Genomic DNA, 19,357 nt, shown 5'->3' with positions numbered 1-19,357 from the left:
GATGCAATTCATGTATAATAAAAAAGTTGAAGTGAAAAATAAGTTAAGCATGTCAGAGAAGGAGTTATCGCAACATGAAGAAATTACTAACAGCATTACTTGTGCTATTGCTTGTTAGCTCATCGCTGATGCCAGCAGCAATTTATGCAGCAGAGAAGCAGGAAAGTAATGAACCAGTTGTAGGAACAGTAGAAGAACAAGTACCAACAGCTGAACAAGTAACGCAAGAAAAGCAGGTGGACACAGCGGAACAAACTGAGAAAAAGCCATCTGAAGAAGTAGTACCTGTCAAACAGGAGATAACGACACCAGAAACAGCGTATGTGACAGTTTCTCAAAAGTTAGCGGATATCCCAAACAGCTTTTGGGCGAAAAATGAAGTAATGCAGCTCGTGGAAATTGGCGCAATTAACGGTTATCCAGATGGTGAGTTTCGTCCAGCCTTAACGATTTCAGTTGGGCAATCGACAAGTCTTTTGAAAGGCGCGCTACAGTTACCAGAGGCACCGTATCAGCCGATTTTTAAAGATGTAAGTCAAAAATCGAGCTTTGCAGCTGGTGTATTTTCTACATATAAAGCAGGGATTTTTAAAGGGAAGAAAGATGGCACTTTTGGTGTTGCTGACCCATTGACACGTGAAATGATGGCTTCAGCCTTAGTAAATGCCTTTCATTTAAAGGACACAGGTGAAGCGATTACATTTAAGGATTGGGATAAAATTAGCCCAGAGCATCGCGAAAATGTGAAAATTCTAGCGCAGCATGGCATTACCACAGGGCGTGAGGATGGAAGCTATGATCCACATGCGGTTGTTAACCGTGTGACATTTGCGGTGATGATTCATCGTGCACTTGTCATGAATAATGAAATTACACCAAAAGACTACACGATTGAGACAGCACAGCAGTCGAAATTTACATTGTTCCGCAAAGAGGCGAATTTTGTGCAAGTCACACAAGGCGATACGCCGCTATTTGTGCGCTCAGAGTCATCGATTAAATTAGCAGGAACGAAAACAGAAAATTTCGGTGTAGCAACAGATACAATTTACACATATAAAATTGGCTCACATGCGACACTAAAAGTGACAGTGCGTCGCCTAACAAATGGTGATGAGTTTGTCTTTTCTACATTAACAAACACAAGCGATGCTAAGGTAAGTGTGGATTTATTCCAAAAGCAAGCGAATGTGACGAATTTCCGCCTTTACCGCTATGATCGTTTCCCAATTTCTAAAAATGTCAATGATGTGTTTGGCTACGATTCATCAAGCTATCCGACAGGGCTAATGCGTTTTATGTCGAATGAAAAGCTTGCTGGTGATCGCATGGTAGGACAAGCCTATCGTTCTAAGCAGCTAACGCAAAAATATGATAATGGCGGTACGAGCTATATGCGTGATTTACGTGCAGAGTACGAAGCGTTGTCATACACATGGTTAGGAACAGATTTATTGTCATTTTACACACTAGCGTCAACTGGTCAGGATATTGTAGATACATGGTATATGGATTCAAATGAACGTTTATTTAACAACGATGAGAATATGAATAGCTGGATGGTGGAAACGGCTGCGAACTATAAAAAGCGTAACAATTGGTATACTGCGGAAGGTCCATTTAACAAAATGGCTACAACGACAGAGCCAATGCCGAAAAACTATCAAGGCTTTGGACGCAATTTACTGTTAGTAAAGGAAGATCGCGCACTTGTGCTATTTAAAGAGCAAGGTGACCGTTATTTTGCTAACTTAGTGAAAAATTCCTTTGTCAGCCTACAAAAATTTAAAGGCAATAAGACATATTGGGAAACGGAAGTAACGAGTACGTATTTAAAAGGGCTATATGGTATTCATGCACCATTTATTGATACGCGCTTTAATGAGCAAATCGCATTGTTCTACTACAATTCAGGTGCGGAATTTGAAATTCCAAACTATCGTACACCATTAAAAAACTATGCAGATTTAATCGTTTCACAAAGAACAAATAATAATGTTATTCGCGTCACTAAAGATGCCTATTACATTCCAGACTACTTCCCACTTAAGCAAAATGTTACAACACATACGTCGATGAACCATTTGCTTGGTGGTATGAACATTTTATTGATGGCTTATAATGAATTTGGTGATGCTAAATACCTTGAAACAGCAACAGCAATTCAAACGGCATTAGCAATCGAGAAAAATAAATGGATTCGTCCGAACGGTGATATTTGGTATCGTGTAAATAAAGAGGGGCAATTTGCAGGTACAGACTATCAGCATTTGACATTAGAGGATTTAATCCAATCATATCGTCTATGGAAAGATATCGATACGTCAAAATTGCCTGTTCTTGAGGAAATGATTGCCTCAAAAGCGGGGTATTTATCAGCTAATCAGCTAGGCTACACAATGAAAATTAAAAACGGTCTTGAAGCAATTGGCATGCTGCACTATTTACCAGAAGGTCCATTGCACACAGACGCATTATAAAATAGAAGCTTTCGGGTGTATACCTGAAAGCTTTTTCTTTGGAACGTAGAATAAACTCCAGAAAACGTGGAATAAATCTATGAAAACGTGGAATAAAATCCAAAAAAAATGGAATAAATCCTCGAAAACGTAGAATAACTATCAAGCAACGGTAAAATCCCCATTTTTTGCTTCAAAAACTGTACATTTTGCCGATAAATAGCGTAAGTCGACTTATGCACGAAAGGATGAACTAAATGAACAATAAAGTGCGTGTAGGAATACTAGCGAGTCTGTTACTTGCCCCTGCCACATTAGCTAATGCAAACGAGCAAGCACCTATCATTCAGCCATTTAATGTGGTAGCGAATGTATCGGAGCGAGATATATTATTAACACCATTTAAACCACTACACGAAGAGTCCATTATCAATGCTGTGAATCAGGCGAGAGTAGCATTTGATAATTTTACAGAGGAACAAAAAGCGATTATAGGGGATGCTGACTTAGATTTACTTGAAGCAAAGCTTGATTATATTGAGGCACATGCGGCGTTAGTTCAAAAATTAAATGGCATCAAAGCAGCGATTAATCAACTAACTGTAACATCGCCTACTTTACTTGCCTCTGTACCAAATGTAAGAGCAGATTATGATGAGGTAATAGAAGATTTAGCTACGATACAAGAAGAATTTAGAGACGCTTTAAATGTGAATCCAAATGAGGAGATTAAAGGGCAACTACAATATATTCATAATAACGAGTCTGAAAACATTGTCGTAGTGAATAAAACAGTAACTAACTACAAAACATTAGAAACGTTAGAACAAGAGATAATTCGACCAAAAGAATTTATTGAGACACATATATCAAATCTTCAAAGCCTTACGAAAGATACGTATAAAACGGTTATTGGGGAAGCTCAAACTGCCTATAAAGCTTTAAATGCTAATCAGCAAAAAATTGTTGCTGCATATCCAGTAGAAACTGACTTAACAGCATATGAAGTGTTTAAAAAGGCTGAGGATGTAATGATAGCTGTAGGAAAAGCGGACCAGCTTTATACAACTATTTTAACTACAAACTACACTTCTGTTAGCTCGCTTCGCTCAAAAATGAAGGATTTAGAAAATGCTCTAAAGATCATTAGCACAGAATTTGAGCATTTACTTGAGGGCAATCCAGCCATTATTGCACAATTAGAAAAGGTCTATCATTTAGTTGAAGCAATCGATAGCTTAAAAGTGGAAAATTATCGCAAAGAGGAAAATGGTGTAACGACATTAAAAAAGCTTGAGGATGATTATGCAGACATCGATTCAGCATATACCCCTCGCGTTTTTAATCATCACAAGCTTGTAGATGCTATTAATGATGTAAAGGCAGCAGATGATGTAATCCAGTTAATTAGCGAACTGACTATTGATGACGCAACAACATTACAAAAAGCAACTGAAAGCTACAATAACCTATCAACAACACAGAGAAAGCTAGTGCCGACTGATATTTATGATGATTTACAAAGCTTCCAACAGAATAATAAAAGTGCAGCAGCTGTAATGAAAATGATTGATGGATTGAAGCCATCTTTAGATTCAACTTTTTTATCGAGATTAAATGCAGCGCACGCCTCGTACGAGAAACTAAGTGATGAAGGTCAGAAGCATGTAACGAATATTGCCACATTAACACAGCTTGAGCAATTTAAAGATGTTATCGAAAAAGTTGTTACATTGAAGTTGCCTAAATCAACAAAAGAGGAAGTTACGCAATATGAAACAATGGTAACAGAAGCAAGAGCAGCCTATACTGCAGCTAGAAGCATTGATAGTAGCTCATTATCAAATGAGCTGCAAACATTGTTAACAAATACATTAAATGCAGCTAATACAAGATTACAAACAGCTGAGGATGATATTTCACGAGCTAAAGGTATCGTAGCAGCAATTGAAGGTTTAACAGGTGCAGATCCAGCCATTTTATTATCGAAATTAAATGAGGCAAGAAAGCTTTATGATGACAAGCTAGCTACATCAGCTAATGCGAAAAAACTAGTTCATAATTACAGCGCATTAGTTGCTTTAGAAAAGCAATATACTGCTGTATTAAAAGTGACAAAGGATATTGAAGCGTTAACATCTTATTACAATAAGACGTCTTTATTAAGCCGTATACAAGCTGTTCAAAAATCTTATGACAGCTTAGGCGATAACAAGAGTTATGTATATAATCAGGATGAGCTAACAGCGCTCAAGCCTGTTGCTGACTTTATGCTAGGTGTGAATGCATTAAAGCCTAAGGAGTCCACTTATGAGGAGCAGGTAGCGAAGCTGAAAACGGATTATGAAAATCTTGAAGCTCAATTTACTGCCGATGCCTATAAGCCAATGCTTGATATGCTAAAAGATAAATATTACTCCAAACTGGAAACAGCAAAAGATAATCTAGATGCTGCGAAGCAAGTTGTTGAGGAAATTGCAAAACTACAAGCACTGACAGATAAAACTAAAGTTGGCGAAACCATTACTGAGATTAAGAATCTTTATAAAAAAGTAAAACAAAAAAATCTTGTAACAAACTATAAAGATTTCCAAGCAATTGAGAAAGATTATAAAAAAGCAAGCAAAGTCATTAAACTGATCACTAATTTACCGCAAGCTACACTAGCCGATGCGAAAAACTATGCGAAAAAAGTAGATGCGGCAAAAAAGGCTTATGATAAATTAACGGAAGCTCAACAAAAATATGTAACTAATTATAGTAGTGATTTGTCGCCTGTTATTGAAGCAGCACGAGTAATCGGACTGATAGCTGAATTAAAAACATCAAGCAAGGATTATTTAGCAAAGCTAGACGAGGCAAAAAAGAAATATGCAGAACTATCTGAGGATAATCAAAAGAAAGTTGTGAATGCTAGCTTACTAACAGATGGTGACGCAATGAAGGCATCTGTTGAAGATGTAGAGGCGTTAATTCGTGCCGCAATACCAACAGCGACAGATTATATCCAAAAGCTAATCGATGCGCGTCAAGCGTATGATGGACTATCAAAAGATGAACAGCGCATGGTAAGCAATATTAAAGACTTAACAACGCGTGAAAAAGCGGTTAAGCCTGTATTAAAGCTAACGGAAGATATTGCAGCACTTGATCCATCAAATGCAACAAAATTTATTTCACAGTATAAATCTGCCTTGAAAGCACATGAGAAATTAAGCTTTGCAGATCGTGCACTTGTGACAAATGAGCAACGCTTAGTGACAGAATTAGCACCAATCTTCAAAGTGATGGAGCAAATTTCACTTATTAAAGAATCAAGCAAAACATTTGTTGAGGATGTAACGAAAACACGTGCTGCTTACAATGCATTATCAGCTGGTCAGCAAGCACAAATTTCGAATTATGCCCGTTTATTAGAGCAGGAGCTGAATGTGCAAGGTGGTGCGCGCGTTGATGAGATGATTCGTGCAATTAAAGGCAGCAATCCGAAAGAATATGTTGCCAATGTCAAAGCAGCACGAGAAGCCTATAATGCATTAAGCTCTGCAAATAAAAAGGGTGTTACTTTAATTAATGATTTAAAAGAAGAAGAAAAATATATTAAGCCGGTTGAGGTTGTCATGCAATTAATCGATGGCTTATCGAACCCACGCAATGATATGGCAAAGCAAGTAACAAGCATTCAAAAAGCGTTAGCAAAATTGAATAGCGAGCAGCAGTCATTCGTTGCCAATATGTCTGATTACACAGATTTAGCGAGCATTATTCATGTATATGAATTAATTCAAAAGCTAAATCCATCGGATAAATATTATTTTGGGAATTTACAAGCAGCCCAAACAGCATATGGTAAACTATCGGCAGAAGAGAAAATGCGTGTAACGAATTACTACAAACTACAAGAAGCAATTACAAATGTCGAAGGTGTAGAAAACGTTATTAATACAATCGCAGGACTATCTTCAAGCTCCAGCACATATTTTGCAGATGTTGAAAAAGCGCTAGATTTATATAAAGCGTTACCTTCTGCATTGAAAAAACAAGTGCATAACTATGATATTTTAAAAAATGCTGAGAAAAGCATTAAAAATGCACAAAAAGTAATGAATACGATTGATCAAATTGATCCAACGGTACGCAGCTTCGAGTCGAAAGTGAAATCGGCACGCAAGGCTTATGATAAATTAGCACCAGAGGAAAAAATGTTAGTAACAAACTATACATTTTTAACACGTTATGAATTAGAATTAGGTTTATAAAATGGAATGAGGCTGTCTTGAAAAGGTAATATCTTTTCAGACAGCCTTTATACGAAATTGTCTTTGCAGACGGCTTCATTCCTAGTATTGGGGTGTCATTAATGAAAGAAAAATTGATTGTCGTGATGTTAGCACTTGCATGTATTTGGCAAACACCTGCATACGCAGCTGTGCATTTTAAAGATTTACCAAATGCTTATTGGGCGACACCTGCCATTATGCAATTAGTAGATGCGGGATATATGGAAGGCTTTGAAGATAATACATTTCGACCAAACGAGTTAGTTACGAGGGAAGAAGCTGCTGTAGTTATTGCGCGGGCAATAGGTGGTGCGCCTGCCAAAGATTTTCTTTTACAAGCAACTGATGTACCACCAACACATACGCACTATGCAGAAATTCGCAAGCTTGCACAACTAGGAATTATTCAAAACAATGAGCTTTTTCAGCCAGATGAGCCACTTCAGCGAGCACATCTTGCCAAAATGATTGCGCTTGCCTTTCATATTACAACAGATGCGTACAATAAAGCAGCATTTAAAGATTTGCCTAAAAACTATTGGGCAAAAAACTATATTGAATCATTAGCAGATATTGAAATTGTTACAGGAAAAACGGCAAGTAAATTTGAGCCAACAGCCTATGTAACACGTGCTCATTTAGCAGCATTTATAGCAAGGGGAATGGCCTTTCAACAGAAGGTAGCACGTCATGAAGTCGTCTATGATTATCTTGGCAAAGGCTATATACAGACAATAAGTGATAAAGGTGATTTTGCCAAAGAAGCGATTGCGATGACAAATCAGCAACGTCAACAACATGGCTTGAAGCCTTTAACATATGATCCGCAATTAACACAATTAGCAGTTATTAAAGCACAAGATATGATTCAACACAATTATTTTGAGCATCAATCGCCACGTTATGGCGCACCATGGGATATGGCAGAGTTATTTGATTATGCATATACAAGCTTTGGTGAAAATATTGCTCGAAACTTTAATAGCGCACAAGCAGTGACAGATGCATGGATGGTCTCTACTAAGCATCGTGAAAACATTTTAAAAGCGAGCTATACACATATTGGAATTGGCATTAAATGTACAAAAGATGGACAATATTATTGGGTACAGCTTTTTTCCAGTAAATAAAATGTTTTGCTTTTATAAAAAGCGGGTATGTAAAAAAGTGGTGTGTAATATTACAATGTAGTTACGGAGTCGCCACGTATATTACGATAAAATTAGATAAAAAGCGCAGAAATACAGCTTCAACGCTGTCATTTCGCGCTTTTTTGCTATTTTCTAAACTGTTACACAAGTGAAAAGTTATAGCGGGCTTTTCTATGGTAGTCTTTTAATTGGGCTTACAGCCAAGGGAAATTTGAGAGGAGAACAAAACATTTTGAAGAAACGAGTTTTATTACCTGTATTTGCTGCATTTATGATTTTTGCAGGAGCAAATTCACATGAGGCAGAAGCAGCATCAGTAGATCAGTTAACGTCATCGGCTTATAAATATATCGGAACACCATACATATACGGAGGTACAACAACACGCGGCTTCGATTGCTCAGGCTTTACACGCCAAGTATTTAGTGATTTAGGTATTTCACTACCGCGTACATCTGGTGCACAATATGGCCAAGGTCAAGCAGTTGCCAAAAGTAATTTACAAGCAGGCGATTTATTATTTTTCAATACATCTGGCGCAGGTGTATCACATGTAGGGATTTACATCGGTGATCAAAAATTCATCCATTCACAAACGAATCAAGGTGTGAGCGTGACAAGCATCCATGCATCATACTGGGCAAGTCGTTATATCGGTGCAAAGCGTGTCAAAAGCTTTTCAACTGCTGAACTAGCAAAAGCAGAAGTAAAAAATGCACAAATTGATTTTTCAGTATATGCTTCACGCGGTGAAGTAGCCATTCAATTAGCAAAGGCATTAAATCTTGATACATCTGATACAAGCTCACCATTTGCAGATGTGAAGCCATCAGCAAAATATGCTGGTGCTGCGACAGCATTGAATAAAATTGGCGTTTTCTCTGGAGATGAACATGGAAAATTTAATCCTGCATCACCTATCACTCGTGCACAGCTAGCTAAAATTTTAGTTGTTGCATTTGATTTACAGCAAGAAGGCGATGCACCAAACTTTAAAGACGTACCTGCATCACACTGGTCAAGTGAGTATATCGCAACATTGGCTTCAACAGGTATTACTGTTGGTAAAGGTGACGGCACATTTGCTGTAAATGATTATGTTACATTAACACATCTTGAGGCATTTATTAACAGAGCACAGCAGCAATAAAATAGGATACACTGGGCCGTCTTCGATAATTTGTTAGACGGCTCATTTTTTCATGATTTAGAAGGAGCCCTAATAAAGTTTGTAACTTTTTGCGATGTTCCTAAGTCAAATGAGATAGCGATACGAGGTTTTCACAAAAAAGATGGAAGAAAGTCGAAAACTAGATTTCGCAAAAGGAAAATTTTTGTTACAATTAAAATTGGTAAAGTAGAAGGGAGGAAAAGAGGCATTGTCTTTCAAAAAAGTCAGCCTGATGTTAATTGTCGTTATAATGTCAATGTTTAATATACATAATGTATATGCCAATGCGCGATTCGCCGATGTTTCTACTTCACATGGATCGTATGAAGAAATTAATTACTTAGTAGATTTAGGGGTAATTAAAGGATACACGGAGAATGGCAAAACTATCTTTAAGCCAAACGCACCAGTAACGCGTGGACAAGTTGCGAAAATGGTGGTAGAGGCTACAGGAAATAAGCCGCTAGTTGTTCAAAAATCATCTTTTTCTGACGTTCAAGTAGGAACGGAGCTATCTGGCTACGTTGAGCGTGCCATCGAATTAGGCTACTTCTCAGCATACTCTCAAGGGAAGTTTGGCCCAAATGTACCACTAACACGTGATGAAATGAGTAAAGTACTTGTTAGTGCTTTCAAATTAGATGCAGAGGAATTTGGCAAGCTAACAGTGCCATTTACAGATATTAAGCCAACACATGCTTATTATAAATATATTGCAGCGATTTATTATAGTGGAATCACAAAAGGTGATACAACAGGTACAAAGTATAATGCAACAGAGGTTGTGAAGCGTTCACAGTTCGCCTCATTTATTGCTCGTGCTAAAAACGAAAAATATCGTTTAGATTTACCTGTCAAAGGAGTTACGATGCCAAGTGCTGAAGATGCAATTGGACAAGTACGTGCAACGACAGATAATTTAAATATACGTTCTTCTGCTAGCTCAGCAAACAATTCAAATGTTTTAGGTAAAGTAAACACAGGTACAACGCTTTATTTGTATGAAGTGAGTGCAAATGGATGGCTAAAAATTGCCTATGAGGGGCGCTATGCTTATGTTTATAAAGATTATGCGCAGCTTATAGCAGCAGATGGTCAAGCATTAAGTAAAGTAAACAAAGAAGTGAAGGCAGTTGGGGAAGTCGCTCTTTATAAAACGCGTGATGTGAATAGTCAATCAATGGCAAAATTCACAGATGACGCAACAATTAAAGTATATGGAACGACAGGCAACTGGTATTTAACAGAGCAAAATGGTATTCCAGGCTATGTCCGTATTTCACAAACAAAGGATATTGTTGTGGAGCCACCAAAGGATAACAACGGTGGGCAAGAAGGCTCTGATAATGGTTCGGGAGAAGAACAACCACCAGTAGTTGTAGAACCGGAGCCGGAACCAGAACAGCCTATACAACCCGAGACGCCACCAACATTGAATACGAAAACGATTGGTAGCGTAACAGTGGATGGCTTGCATATTCGTCAATCGGCATCAGGCTCTTCTGCTTCATTAGGGAAAATGAATCGTGGGACGCTTGTAGAAGTGCATTCCATCTCAGGCAACTGGGCAAATGTTACACATAATGGTGTAACAGGCTATGTGCATAAAACTTACTTACGTCTTATTAATCAAACAGGCTCCAAAATAGCTGATCGCATTATCGTGATTGATCCAGGGCATGGTGGTAAAGATCCTGGCACAACACACGGTAAAGCAGCGCAAGAAAAAGAAATCACATTGAAAGTATCAAACTTAGTGAAGAAAAAGCTTGAGGCAAGTGGTGCTATCGTAAAAATGACACGCACAGGCGATACGTACCCATCATTACAGGATCGTGTAGATTTCACGAAAAATAACTATGGAGAAATCTTCGTCAGCATTCATGTAAACTCTGCTGGTTCATCTGCTAAAGGCACAGAAACATACTACAGTGTAACATCTAATGATAATGAAAAAGAAGACTTCGCTTTAGCGACAGCAATCAATAGTCAAATTGTTAAGCAAGCAAACATGAATAATCGTGGTGTAAAACGCGTCGATTACTATGTAGTAAAAGGTCTTGTTGTGCCTGCTATATTAGTAGAGCTAGGCTTCCTATCAAATGAAGAAGACCGCAATAAGCTAACAAGCGACAAATACGCAGAAATTTTCGCTCAAGCAATCTACGATGGAATTGTAGAGTACTATAGTAAATAAATGGAGAGGCTACTAGATTTCTAGTAGTCTTTTCTTTTTTTGAGAAGGCGCAACGCCAATAAATTGAGCAAGTCGAAAATATATCTGGCGAAGTCGCAAATAAAATGGGAAAAGCGCAAATATATCCGAGAAGTCGCAAATAAAATGGGAAAAGCGCAAATATATCTGAGAAGTCGCAAATAAAATGGGAAAAACGCAAATATATCCGAGAAGTCGCAAATAAAATGGGAAAAGCGCAAATATATCTGAGAAGTCGCAAATAAAATGAGAAAAGCGCAAATATATCCAAGAAGCCGCAAATAAAATGAGAAAAGCGCAAATATATCCGAGAAGTCGCAAATAAAATGAGAAACCCGCAAATAAATCAGAGAAGTCGCAAATAAACTGGGCAACTCGCAAATAAATCAGAGAAGTCGCAAATAAAAATGAGAAACCCGCAAATAAATCAGAGAAGTCGCAAATAAACTGGGCAACTCGCAAATAAATCAGAGAAGTCGCAAATAAAACGAGAAATCCGCAAATAAATCAGAGAAGTCGCAAATAAAATTGAAAAAGCGCCAATAAATCAAAGAAATCCGCCAATAGCCCCCCACAAATAAATCAAAAAACAGGCTGTCGGGAAAGATAATATCTTTACTCGATAGCCTGTTTTTAACTTATTGTAATGGCTTTACTAAGTCTGAGCGAATCCAAGCAAAGTCAGCGGGTGGGTTGTTATCTGAGTACACTTTGTACCAGATGTAGCCATCGCTACCCATTGTTTCTTCTACAATTGCTACAGGGTAACCGAATAAGCCTGTTTCACCTGTTGTTTTCGCTTTGTAGATGAAAGCGATTGGTGAGGAAGTGGACGGTTCCATACGTGCGTTTACTGACTCGCCATTATTTAGCACCATAGCTAGGCGACCTTGCTTAAAGTCTTTGCGACCGAAGCGGTTGTCTAGACGATACATATGGCCTGCAATTTTGCTGCCCCAGTATGGATCTGATGCGTAATGGACGTTCATCCCTGTCGTTTTATTGCCAGGTACAGCGCCTTTTGCATAGCCACCTGCTTGAGGGGCATAGTTTTTATTGACATATTGATTAACGAAAGCAAGAATGCTGTCATTGGCAGATGCATAAGTTGAACCAGCAGCTTCATTAGCATCGAAAACGCGGATGCCGAAAATATTATTTTTTTGAAGCGCATTAGTACTTATACCATAATCACTTTCATGGATAGCTGTTGCTAAAATAAACAATGCATTGACATGATGCTCTTGTTCTACTGTTTTTAAAAATTGACCTAATCCGAGTAAACGAGATTCCGTTAAAATATTAGCATAGCGTGATGCTACTGGGCGACGTTCCTCAAGAATTTTTTGAATGATATAATCAAGCTCTTCTGCCGTATAATTCGTCGGTTGGCGTAATGAGGCAAATTGGAAATATTGATAATGCTTGCCTACAAGCTGATTATTCGCATTGTAGAAATGTACACCATCTGTTCCATAATAATGAACGCCTGCTGCCATAAAGCTTGGTGCCTCGCCCATTACATATTCACCAATGAAAGCTTGTGTAATATGATTATAGAGCTTATGAGAAAGCATGCCGTTTGCAACATAGTAATAGTCGCGCCCTTTAATAAGGGAAGTAGGTGTTAGCGTAATTTCATTCATTTTTGCATAGCCTTTTGTATCACCAGCTTGTACAATTGCATACTTATTATTGCTACCGTAATATTTTAGCTCAGAGCCTTCAACAACATATGTTAAGGCATTAGTGAAATCCTGATTGCCATAAATCGTTACTGTATTTGCTGCAACATCAGCAGCTGAGGCGATACCTGAGTTCATTTTAATGATTTTATTACCTTGGAACAGTACATTAACACCGCTCGTTGATTGGTAAGCGGCTTCTGCTTGTTCATATGTAGTATAAACAGTTGGCTGCTTTGTTACCGTTATACCAGAAACTGTACCTACATAATAGTTGTTGTTCGTTTCCACAGGTGGTGGCGTAGGCTGTGGTGTATTGTTTTCTGGCTCTTGTTGCGCATATTGCTGTGCGACAACGTTTGTACGATATAAAAATGCCGCAGCATGTGCGATTGTTGCAGAGCCTTGTGGGTTAAAGAACACGCCTTTTTTCTCATGAGAGCCACGAATAATATTGTAATAAACAGACGTAGAGACAGCTTCATGGAATTGTTTACTAATCTTTTTATTATCCGCAAATGTTAATGGCGCAGATTGTGCTGGAACATTTAAATAACGTAAAGCCTTATAAAGCATGGCCGCCATATGCTGGCGCGTAATTTTTTCATTCGGTCGGAATGTTCCGTCAGGATAGCCCCCTAAAATACCTGAGCCCGCAGCTGCTTGAATTTCAAATGTTAAAGGATCACCGACTTTTAAATCTGAAAATTGATACTTGTCCGATGCAGGTAAGTTAAAAGCACGTGTAATATAGGCAGCAAATTCGCCGCGTGTTACAGCGCGATTAGGCTGATAGTTACCTTTGCTATCAGGCAGAATGACACCTAAATTTGCCCAATGTGTCAGCTCATTTACCATCTGATGTCCTTGAATATCGTTCGCATAAGATGAAGATGGCATGACCACCGTAAGCATTAAAATTATGGTGATGACAAAGGTTGTTATTTTTTTGATCATAAAAAGATCCTCCTTTCAATCTATAATAGTTTAACAGTATTTTTAAGAGATGAATAGAAGATACTAGGTTTGTAATGATATTGTAACCTCAAAAATAATAGTCTGAAAATTTAGGTATTTAGGAGGTTTTTTTTAAGAAAATGTCGAATATATCTATACTTTATTGATTTAATTAGGAGGCGATCTGAATGGTGAAATTATATGATTCTAGTATGTTTTACGATGAAATGCTAGAGGGTAGTAAGCCAAAAGCGCACTATCAAACATTTTATGAGCAATTCAAGCGTTTTCTATGCAACAGCTTCAAGATAAGCACCAAGCTGCACAATCTAGCTTTTTAAGAAAAGGGATCACCTTTACAGTTTATGGAGCAGAAGGGGGTACAGAGCGTACGATGCCCTTTGATTTTGTACCAATTATCATCCCAGAGAAAACATGGAAGATGATTGAACGAGGTATGAAACAACGGGTGAAGGCACTGAATCTTTTTTTGCATGATGTTTATCATGAACAGAAAATTGTGGAGGCAGGCATTGTACCGAAAGCATTAATTGACAATAATCCATATTACTATAAACAAGTAATCGGTACGACAGTGCCATTACAAAACCATATTTTTCTTGCGGGCATTGATTTGATTCGTGATGAGCATGGCAATTATTGCGTATTGGAAGATAATTTACGCAACCCTTCTGGCATGAGCTATGTTTACCAAAACCGCTATGTGATGCGCAATATTTATCCTGAATTTTTCGGTGATTATTCAATTGAGCAGCTAGAGGGGCAGCTCGTTTATATGCGAAAGGCTTTGTTAGCACATCGCCCAGCAAATTTACCTATAGATGAAGAGGTGCATGCAGTGCTCTTGACAGCGGGTATTTACAATTCAGCTTATTATGACCATGTCTTTTTAGCGAAAAGCTTAAATATTCCGCTGGTTGAGGGACGCGACCTTGTGGTGAAGGACGATATCGTCTATTTAAAAACGATTTTAGGCTTAAAACGTGTAGATATTATTTATCGTCGTATCGATGATGATTTCTTGGACCCTGTGCATTTTAGAGAGGATTCAATGCTTGGTGTTGCGAATCTTTTAGATGCTTATAAAAAAGGCAATGTCGCCATTTTAAATGCTGGAGGCAATGGTGTGGCAGATGATAAGGCGATGTATCAATACGTGCCAGAGATGATTCGCTTTTATTTACAGGAGGAGCCAATCATTAATAATGTGCATACGTATTTATTAGAGGAGGAAGAGACAAGAGCGTGGGTACTAGAGCGTTTGGATGAGCTCGTAGTAAAAAATGTAGGAGCATCTGGTGGTTACGATATGCTAATTGGACCGCATGCTACAGAGGAGGAACGCCAGGTTTTCCGTGAAAAAATTCTCGAAGCACCGCATCAATATATTGCACAGCCAACGATTAAGCTATCACGTGCACCAGCATTTCAAGAAGGCCGCTTTTATCCATGTCATGTTGACTTACGTGTTTTTGTGATGAGCGGTGATGAAACATATGTATTACCTGGTGGCTTATCACGTGTTGCCTTGAAGGAGGGCTCGTTAGTTGTCAATTCCTCGCAAGGTGGCGGTGGTAAGGACACATGGATTGTAAAGGGAGGGAATGCACATGCTTAGTCGTGTAGCAGATTCATTATACTGGATTGGGCGTTATGCAGAGCGTACGCAAACAAATGCGCATATTTTATTTTCACAACTGGAGCAAATGCTTGAGCTCAGTCATAAAGATGCAGCATATGAAAAAGAGTGGCGAGCCGTATTAACGATTTGTGGATATATTGAGGAATATGAGGCACATTATAAGGTTGGTGTATTGGAGGAAATGGTGCGTTATTTAGTATATGATGCTAACAACTTAAACTCGCTTATGTCAACGGTTAACAGTATACGGACAAATGCACGGCATACGCGTGATCGCATTCCGAACGAGCTATGGGAGGAATGGAATAGCCTATATTTAGATATTCAAGATGGCGCATATTCAAATGAAATTTCTGTATTAAATACAACAGATTTTTTAACACATATTCGCAAAACTGCGTTAACGTCAACAGGAGCGATTGATTCCTTAATGACACGAGATGTCGGTTATCAATTTTTGAAAAACGGTAAATGGCTAGAGCGCTCAGAAAAAACAGCGCTAATTTTACATCGTTTATTAGAAATTGCGGATCATTTAGAGGCGGACCGTGCTCTACGTCTAAGCCTTCGTTATACGAATACAGTAGATGAATATGCATATCGTTCGAGTGTTTTAACGATAGATAGCATTCTGAATTTTTTAATTAGCGATGCGAAATGCTCACGCTCTGTTGCATATGGACTACATAAAATTAAACATACAGTGTATGATATAGAGCAAGGATTAACAAATCACAATGTAGAAAATATGTATCGTACGTTAGACGAGCTAATTGCTTTAACAAATGTAGATGCGACAACGCTCACAATTGAAGAGAAGAAGCAGTGGGTAAACAATATTCGCCAAAGCTGTACGAACTTTGGTCCAATCATGGCGCAGGCTTATTATTTAACACCACCTATTTTAGTTGTTTAACTTGCCTTAGTAGAAGTTCTTCCAAATAAGAGGTCAACGAGCGAGCGATGCAAAAGGGAGCAAACCAATGAAATACCAGATTACACACACAAATATTTTTCGCTATGATAGTGAAGTTGAGCAATCGCTAAATACAATCCGTTTAAAGCCGAGATCTGGTGAATGTCAACGCGTTTTATCATACGATTTAAATATGGCACCACAATCGATGATAAAGGAATATATTGATATTTGGCAAAATAATGTTGGCAGCTTTTATATTGCCGGACCGCATAAGGAGCTTATTATTACAGCTACTTCTACAGTGAGTGTGCAAAAAGCGCCTTATATTTACCAAATTAACTATTCAAATGAAATGCGCAACATTTTTACTTCACAGCTTTTCAGAAATCACTATTTGCCTTTTTTAACAACAGCAGAGCTCACGACATTAACACCTGCACAAGTACAGGAAATTATGTTAGCGATTGATGGCAAAAATGACAATCCATTAGAGCTTGCCTGCCATGTTATGACCTATTTGCATAGCGTTATTCGCTATGATCCAGCAGCAACAATTGTGAGCACAACAGCAAAAGAGGCATTTGAGCTAAAGGCAGGTGTTTGTCAGGATTATACACATATTATGCTAGGCTTTTTACGTCAATGTGGCATTCCTGCACGCTATATTAGCGGCTATTTATATGTAGGAGAAGGGGACGATCTGATTGGTGATACAGCAACACATGCATGGGTAGAGATTATGGTGCCTGGCATTGGCTGGATTGGGTTAGATCCAACAAATAATGTAGAGGTCTTGGATAATCATGTCATTCTTTCAGTTGGTCGCGATTACCGTGATGTTAGCCCTGTTGAAGGTGTTTATCAAGGTGGTGCACATACGCTTGAAGTAAAGGTAGACGTTAAAAAAATAGAGCATTTATAAAAATGAGGGCTGTCTGAGGAAGTTTATACTTTTCAGATAGTCCTTTTATCTTGATCCAGCAGAAAATTCCACATCTATAGATGGTGAGAGGAATGCTATATTTTGTCTTCCCTGATTCAGTCTAAATACGCCACATCCTTGTGGCAACGAATGAGTGACCAACATCATGTTAGTCCAAACGCCCAGACGTAATGGATAATTCCCTCAAAAAACACTATCAGCAGTTGTAATAGACATGTAACCATATTATACTTAAAAACGTCTTATATTATAATCGCTAGTTATTGCAACTATATACATAGAAGGCACGTTTTATTAATCAGGAAAGAAAATGAAAGAGAGGGTTCATATCTATAATGAAAGATGTATCAGTGAAGATTGGGAAGCAGGAGTGGCTTGAAATAGCGTTGGCAATTGCCGTGTTAATTGCAGCGACGATTATCCCTTCCAAAATTGCATTAATTAGTACAGCAGTATTTTTTGCGTTATTTGCTTTCTTCAAGCCATTTCAAAGCTTAGTTATTTTAATCCCATATGTTATTTTTAGGTCATTCTTTATTGAATTGAACCCAGGAATGAAATTAATTGGAGATTTAATTACATTTGTTGTACTTGCTCGATTGCTACTAGTGAATATTAAAAACTTCAAAGCATTTTTCTATTTTAAGAAGTTTGAAATAGCATTTTTCCTATTTTTAATTTTAGGTGCCATCATTGGCTATATTAATGGTGTTAGCTTAGGTGCTATCGTATTCCAAGTGCGCACATTTTTAATTATGTATTTACTGTATTATGTATTGAGCCGCAGTAAATTACCAGCCAACTTCTTTGTAAAATTAGCATGGATTACTTTGTTCTCAGGAATTATTCTATTTGTCCAAGGAATTGTGGAAAAGCTATCAATGCGTATGCTATGGATGCCTGAAGTGTGGACACAAAAAGTATTGTCATCGACAAATTTTGTGCGTATTTATGGTTTATTAAATAATCCAAACTCGCTGGCATTAGTCATGTTCTTTGCGATTTGTGCGACTGTCTTTTTACGCTTTGTCTACAAGGATGGACAATATAAATATGTATTCTTCCTATCGCAGGTAGCATTTACGGGTATGTTATTACTGACATTATCGCGTGGTGCATGGATTGCTTCTATTACATTTGTTATATTCTTTATGCTGCTTGCACGCAATTGGAAAATGCTGAAAAACATTGTCATCACAACTGTGTTAGCAATTATAGTTATTTATTTACCGACAAACTTCGGTGTGCAATATTTACAAAGCATTGGTGTAGAGAATAGTGTTGCTCCCGATGATATCGGCGGTGGGATTAGCAACCGCTTTGCTGAAACAATTAATGAAGATAACTTAGCATTAATGAACGAAAGTGGTCGTGTGTTCTATATTAAAAAAGGCTTTGAAGTGTTGAAGGACTATCCAATTGCTGGAGCAGGCTTCGGTACGTTCGGTGGTTCCGCAACATTAAGCTATGATTCACCAATATATGAGAAATATAATATTCGTTCAGATATTTATGGTGGTAAAAACTTCTATTCAGATAATCAATACATTCAAGTCATTGCTGAAACAGGAGCAGTTGGTGTGCTATTATTTGCAGGTTTTCTATTGCTAATGGTTTGGATGTTCTGGAAGGAGCGTAGCGCTGCATTCGGACAGTATATGTTTGCGCTATGGTTTGCAACAGGTGTTTGTGGCTTCTTCTATAATATTTGGGAGCTGAAAGTGTATACGATGTTCTTCTTTATGATCTTTGCCATTTTCGCAAGCAACCGTCATTTATATCCAATGCTTGAGTTAAACGAGGACGGAGAATAACAATAGGGGCTGTTCTTAAAGTGACCTAGTGTATCACTTTGAGGACAGCTACTTTTATTTTATGCAAGCAAAACGTTGGTCATCATACTGTCATATGTTT

General features: G+C 38.0%; 9 protein-coding genes and 1 pseudogene. 9 read left to right on the top strand and 1 reads right to left on the bottom strand.

All coding sequences use genetic code 11. The annotated features are described in order from the left end of the window. Positions 1-74: 74 nt before the first annotated feature. From M3Z76_RS04175 to M3Z76_RS04155, 5 genes are all read left to right on the top strand, one after another. Positions 75-2,480, top strand: coding sequence for an S-layer homology domain-containing protein (locus M3Z76_RS04175; RefSeq protein ID WP_293921604.1), 2,406 nt, complete (start codon positions 75-77; stop codon positions 2,478-2,480). 236 nt (positions 2,481-2,716) lie between these two features. After that, positions 2,717-6,718, top strand: a complete 4,002-nt coding sequence (locus tag M3Z76_RS04170) for a hypothetical protein (RefSeq protein WP_293921606.1) — start codon at positions 2,717-2,719, stop codon at positions 6,716-6,718. A 101-nt stretch (positions 6,719-6,819) separates the two neighbouring features. Next, a complete protein-coding gene (locus M3Z76_RS04165; RefSeq protein ID WP_293921608.1) occupies positions 6,820-7,869 on the top strand; it encodes a CAP and S-layer homology domain-containing protein in 1,050 nt (349 codons plus the stop codon). A gap of 253 nt (positions 7,870-8,122) precedes the next feature. Next, positions 8,123-9,040 (top strand): C40 family peptidase, encoded by a 918-nt coding sequence (locus tag M3Z76_RS04160; RefSeq protein WP_293921611.1) that lies wholly within the window; start codon positions 8,123-8,125, stop codon positions 9,038-9,040. Between the two features lie 229 nt (positions 9,041-9,269). Then, positions 9,270-11,258 carry an N-acetylmuramoyl-L-alanine amidase gene (locus M3Z76_RS04155; protein WP_293921613.1) on the top strand — a complete coding sequence of 663 codons (1,989 nt, stop codon included), beginning with the start codon at positions 9,270-9,272 and terminating at the stop codon, positions 11,256-11,258. Between the two features lie 656 nt (positions 11,259-11,914). Here M3Z76_RS04155 and M3Z76_RS04150 read toward each other — a convergent pair. Beyond that, positions 11,915-13,918: an S-layer homology domain-containing protein gene (locus tag M3Z76_RS04150; RefSeq protein ID WP_293926946.1), complete on the bottom strand. Its 2,004-nt coding sequence runs from the start codon at positions 13,916-13,918 to the stop codon at positions 11,915-11,917. A gap of 188 nt (positions 13,919-14,106) precedes the next feature. Here M3Z76_RS04150 and M3Z76_RS04145 point away from each other — a divergent pair. From M3Z76_RS04145 to M3Z76_RS04130, 4 genes and pseudogenes are all read left to right on the top strand, one after another. Further along, positions 14,107-15,557 (top strand): annotated as a pseudogene (locus M3Z76_RS04145) (circularly permuted type 2 ATP-grasp protein). Then, positions 15,550-16,497 carry an alpha-E domain-containing protein gene (locus tag M3Z76_RS04140; protein WP_293926943.1) on the top strand — a complete coding sequence of 316 codons (948 nt, stop codon included), beginning with the start codon at positions 15,550-15,552 and terminating at the stop codon, positions 16,495-16,497. Before M3Z76_RS04145 ends, M3Z76_RS04140 begins: the two are co-directional and overlap by 8 nt. A 67-nt stretch (positions 16,498-16,564) precedes the next feature. Beyond that, positions 16,565-17,422, top strand: coding sequence for a transglutaminase family protein (locus tag M3Z76_RS04135; protein WP_293926940.1), 858 nt, complete (start codon positions 16,565-16,567; stop codon positions 17,420-17,422). A 356-nt stretch (positions 17,423-17,778) separates the two neighbouring features. Then, entirely contained in the window at positions 17,779-19,257 is a 1,479-nt protein-coding gene (locus tag M3Z76_RS04130; RefSeq protein ID WP_293926938.1) for an O-antigen ligase family protein, read from the top strand. The last annotated feature ends 100 nt before the right edge of the window (positions 19,258-19,357 follow it).

It is taken from the genome of Metasolibacillus sp., from assembly GCF_025291715.1.
In the GTDB taxonomy this organism is placed as follows: domain Bacteria; phylum Bacillota; class Bacilli; order Bacillales_A; family Planococcaceae; genus Metasolibacillus; species Metasolibacillus louembei.
This window is presented reverse-complemented; position numbering and strand designations above follow the sequence as displayed.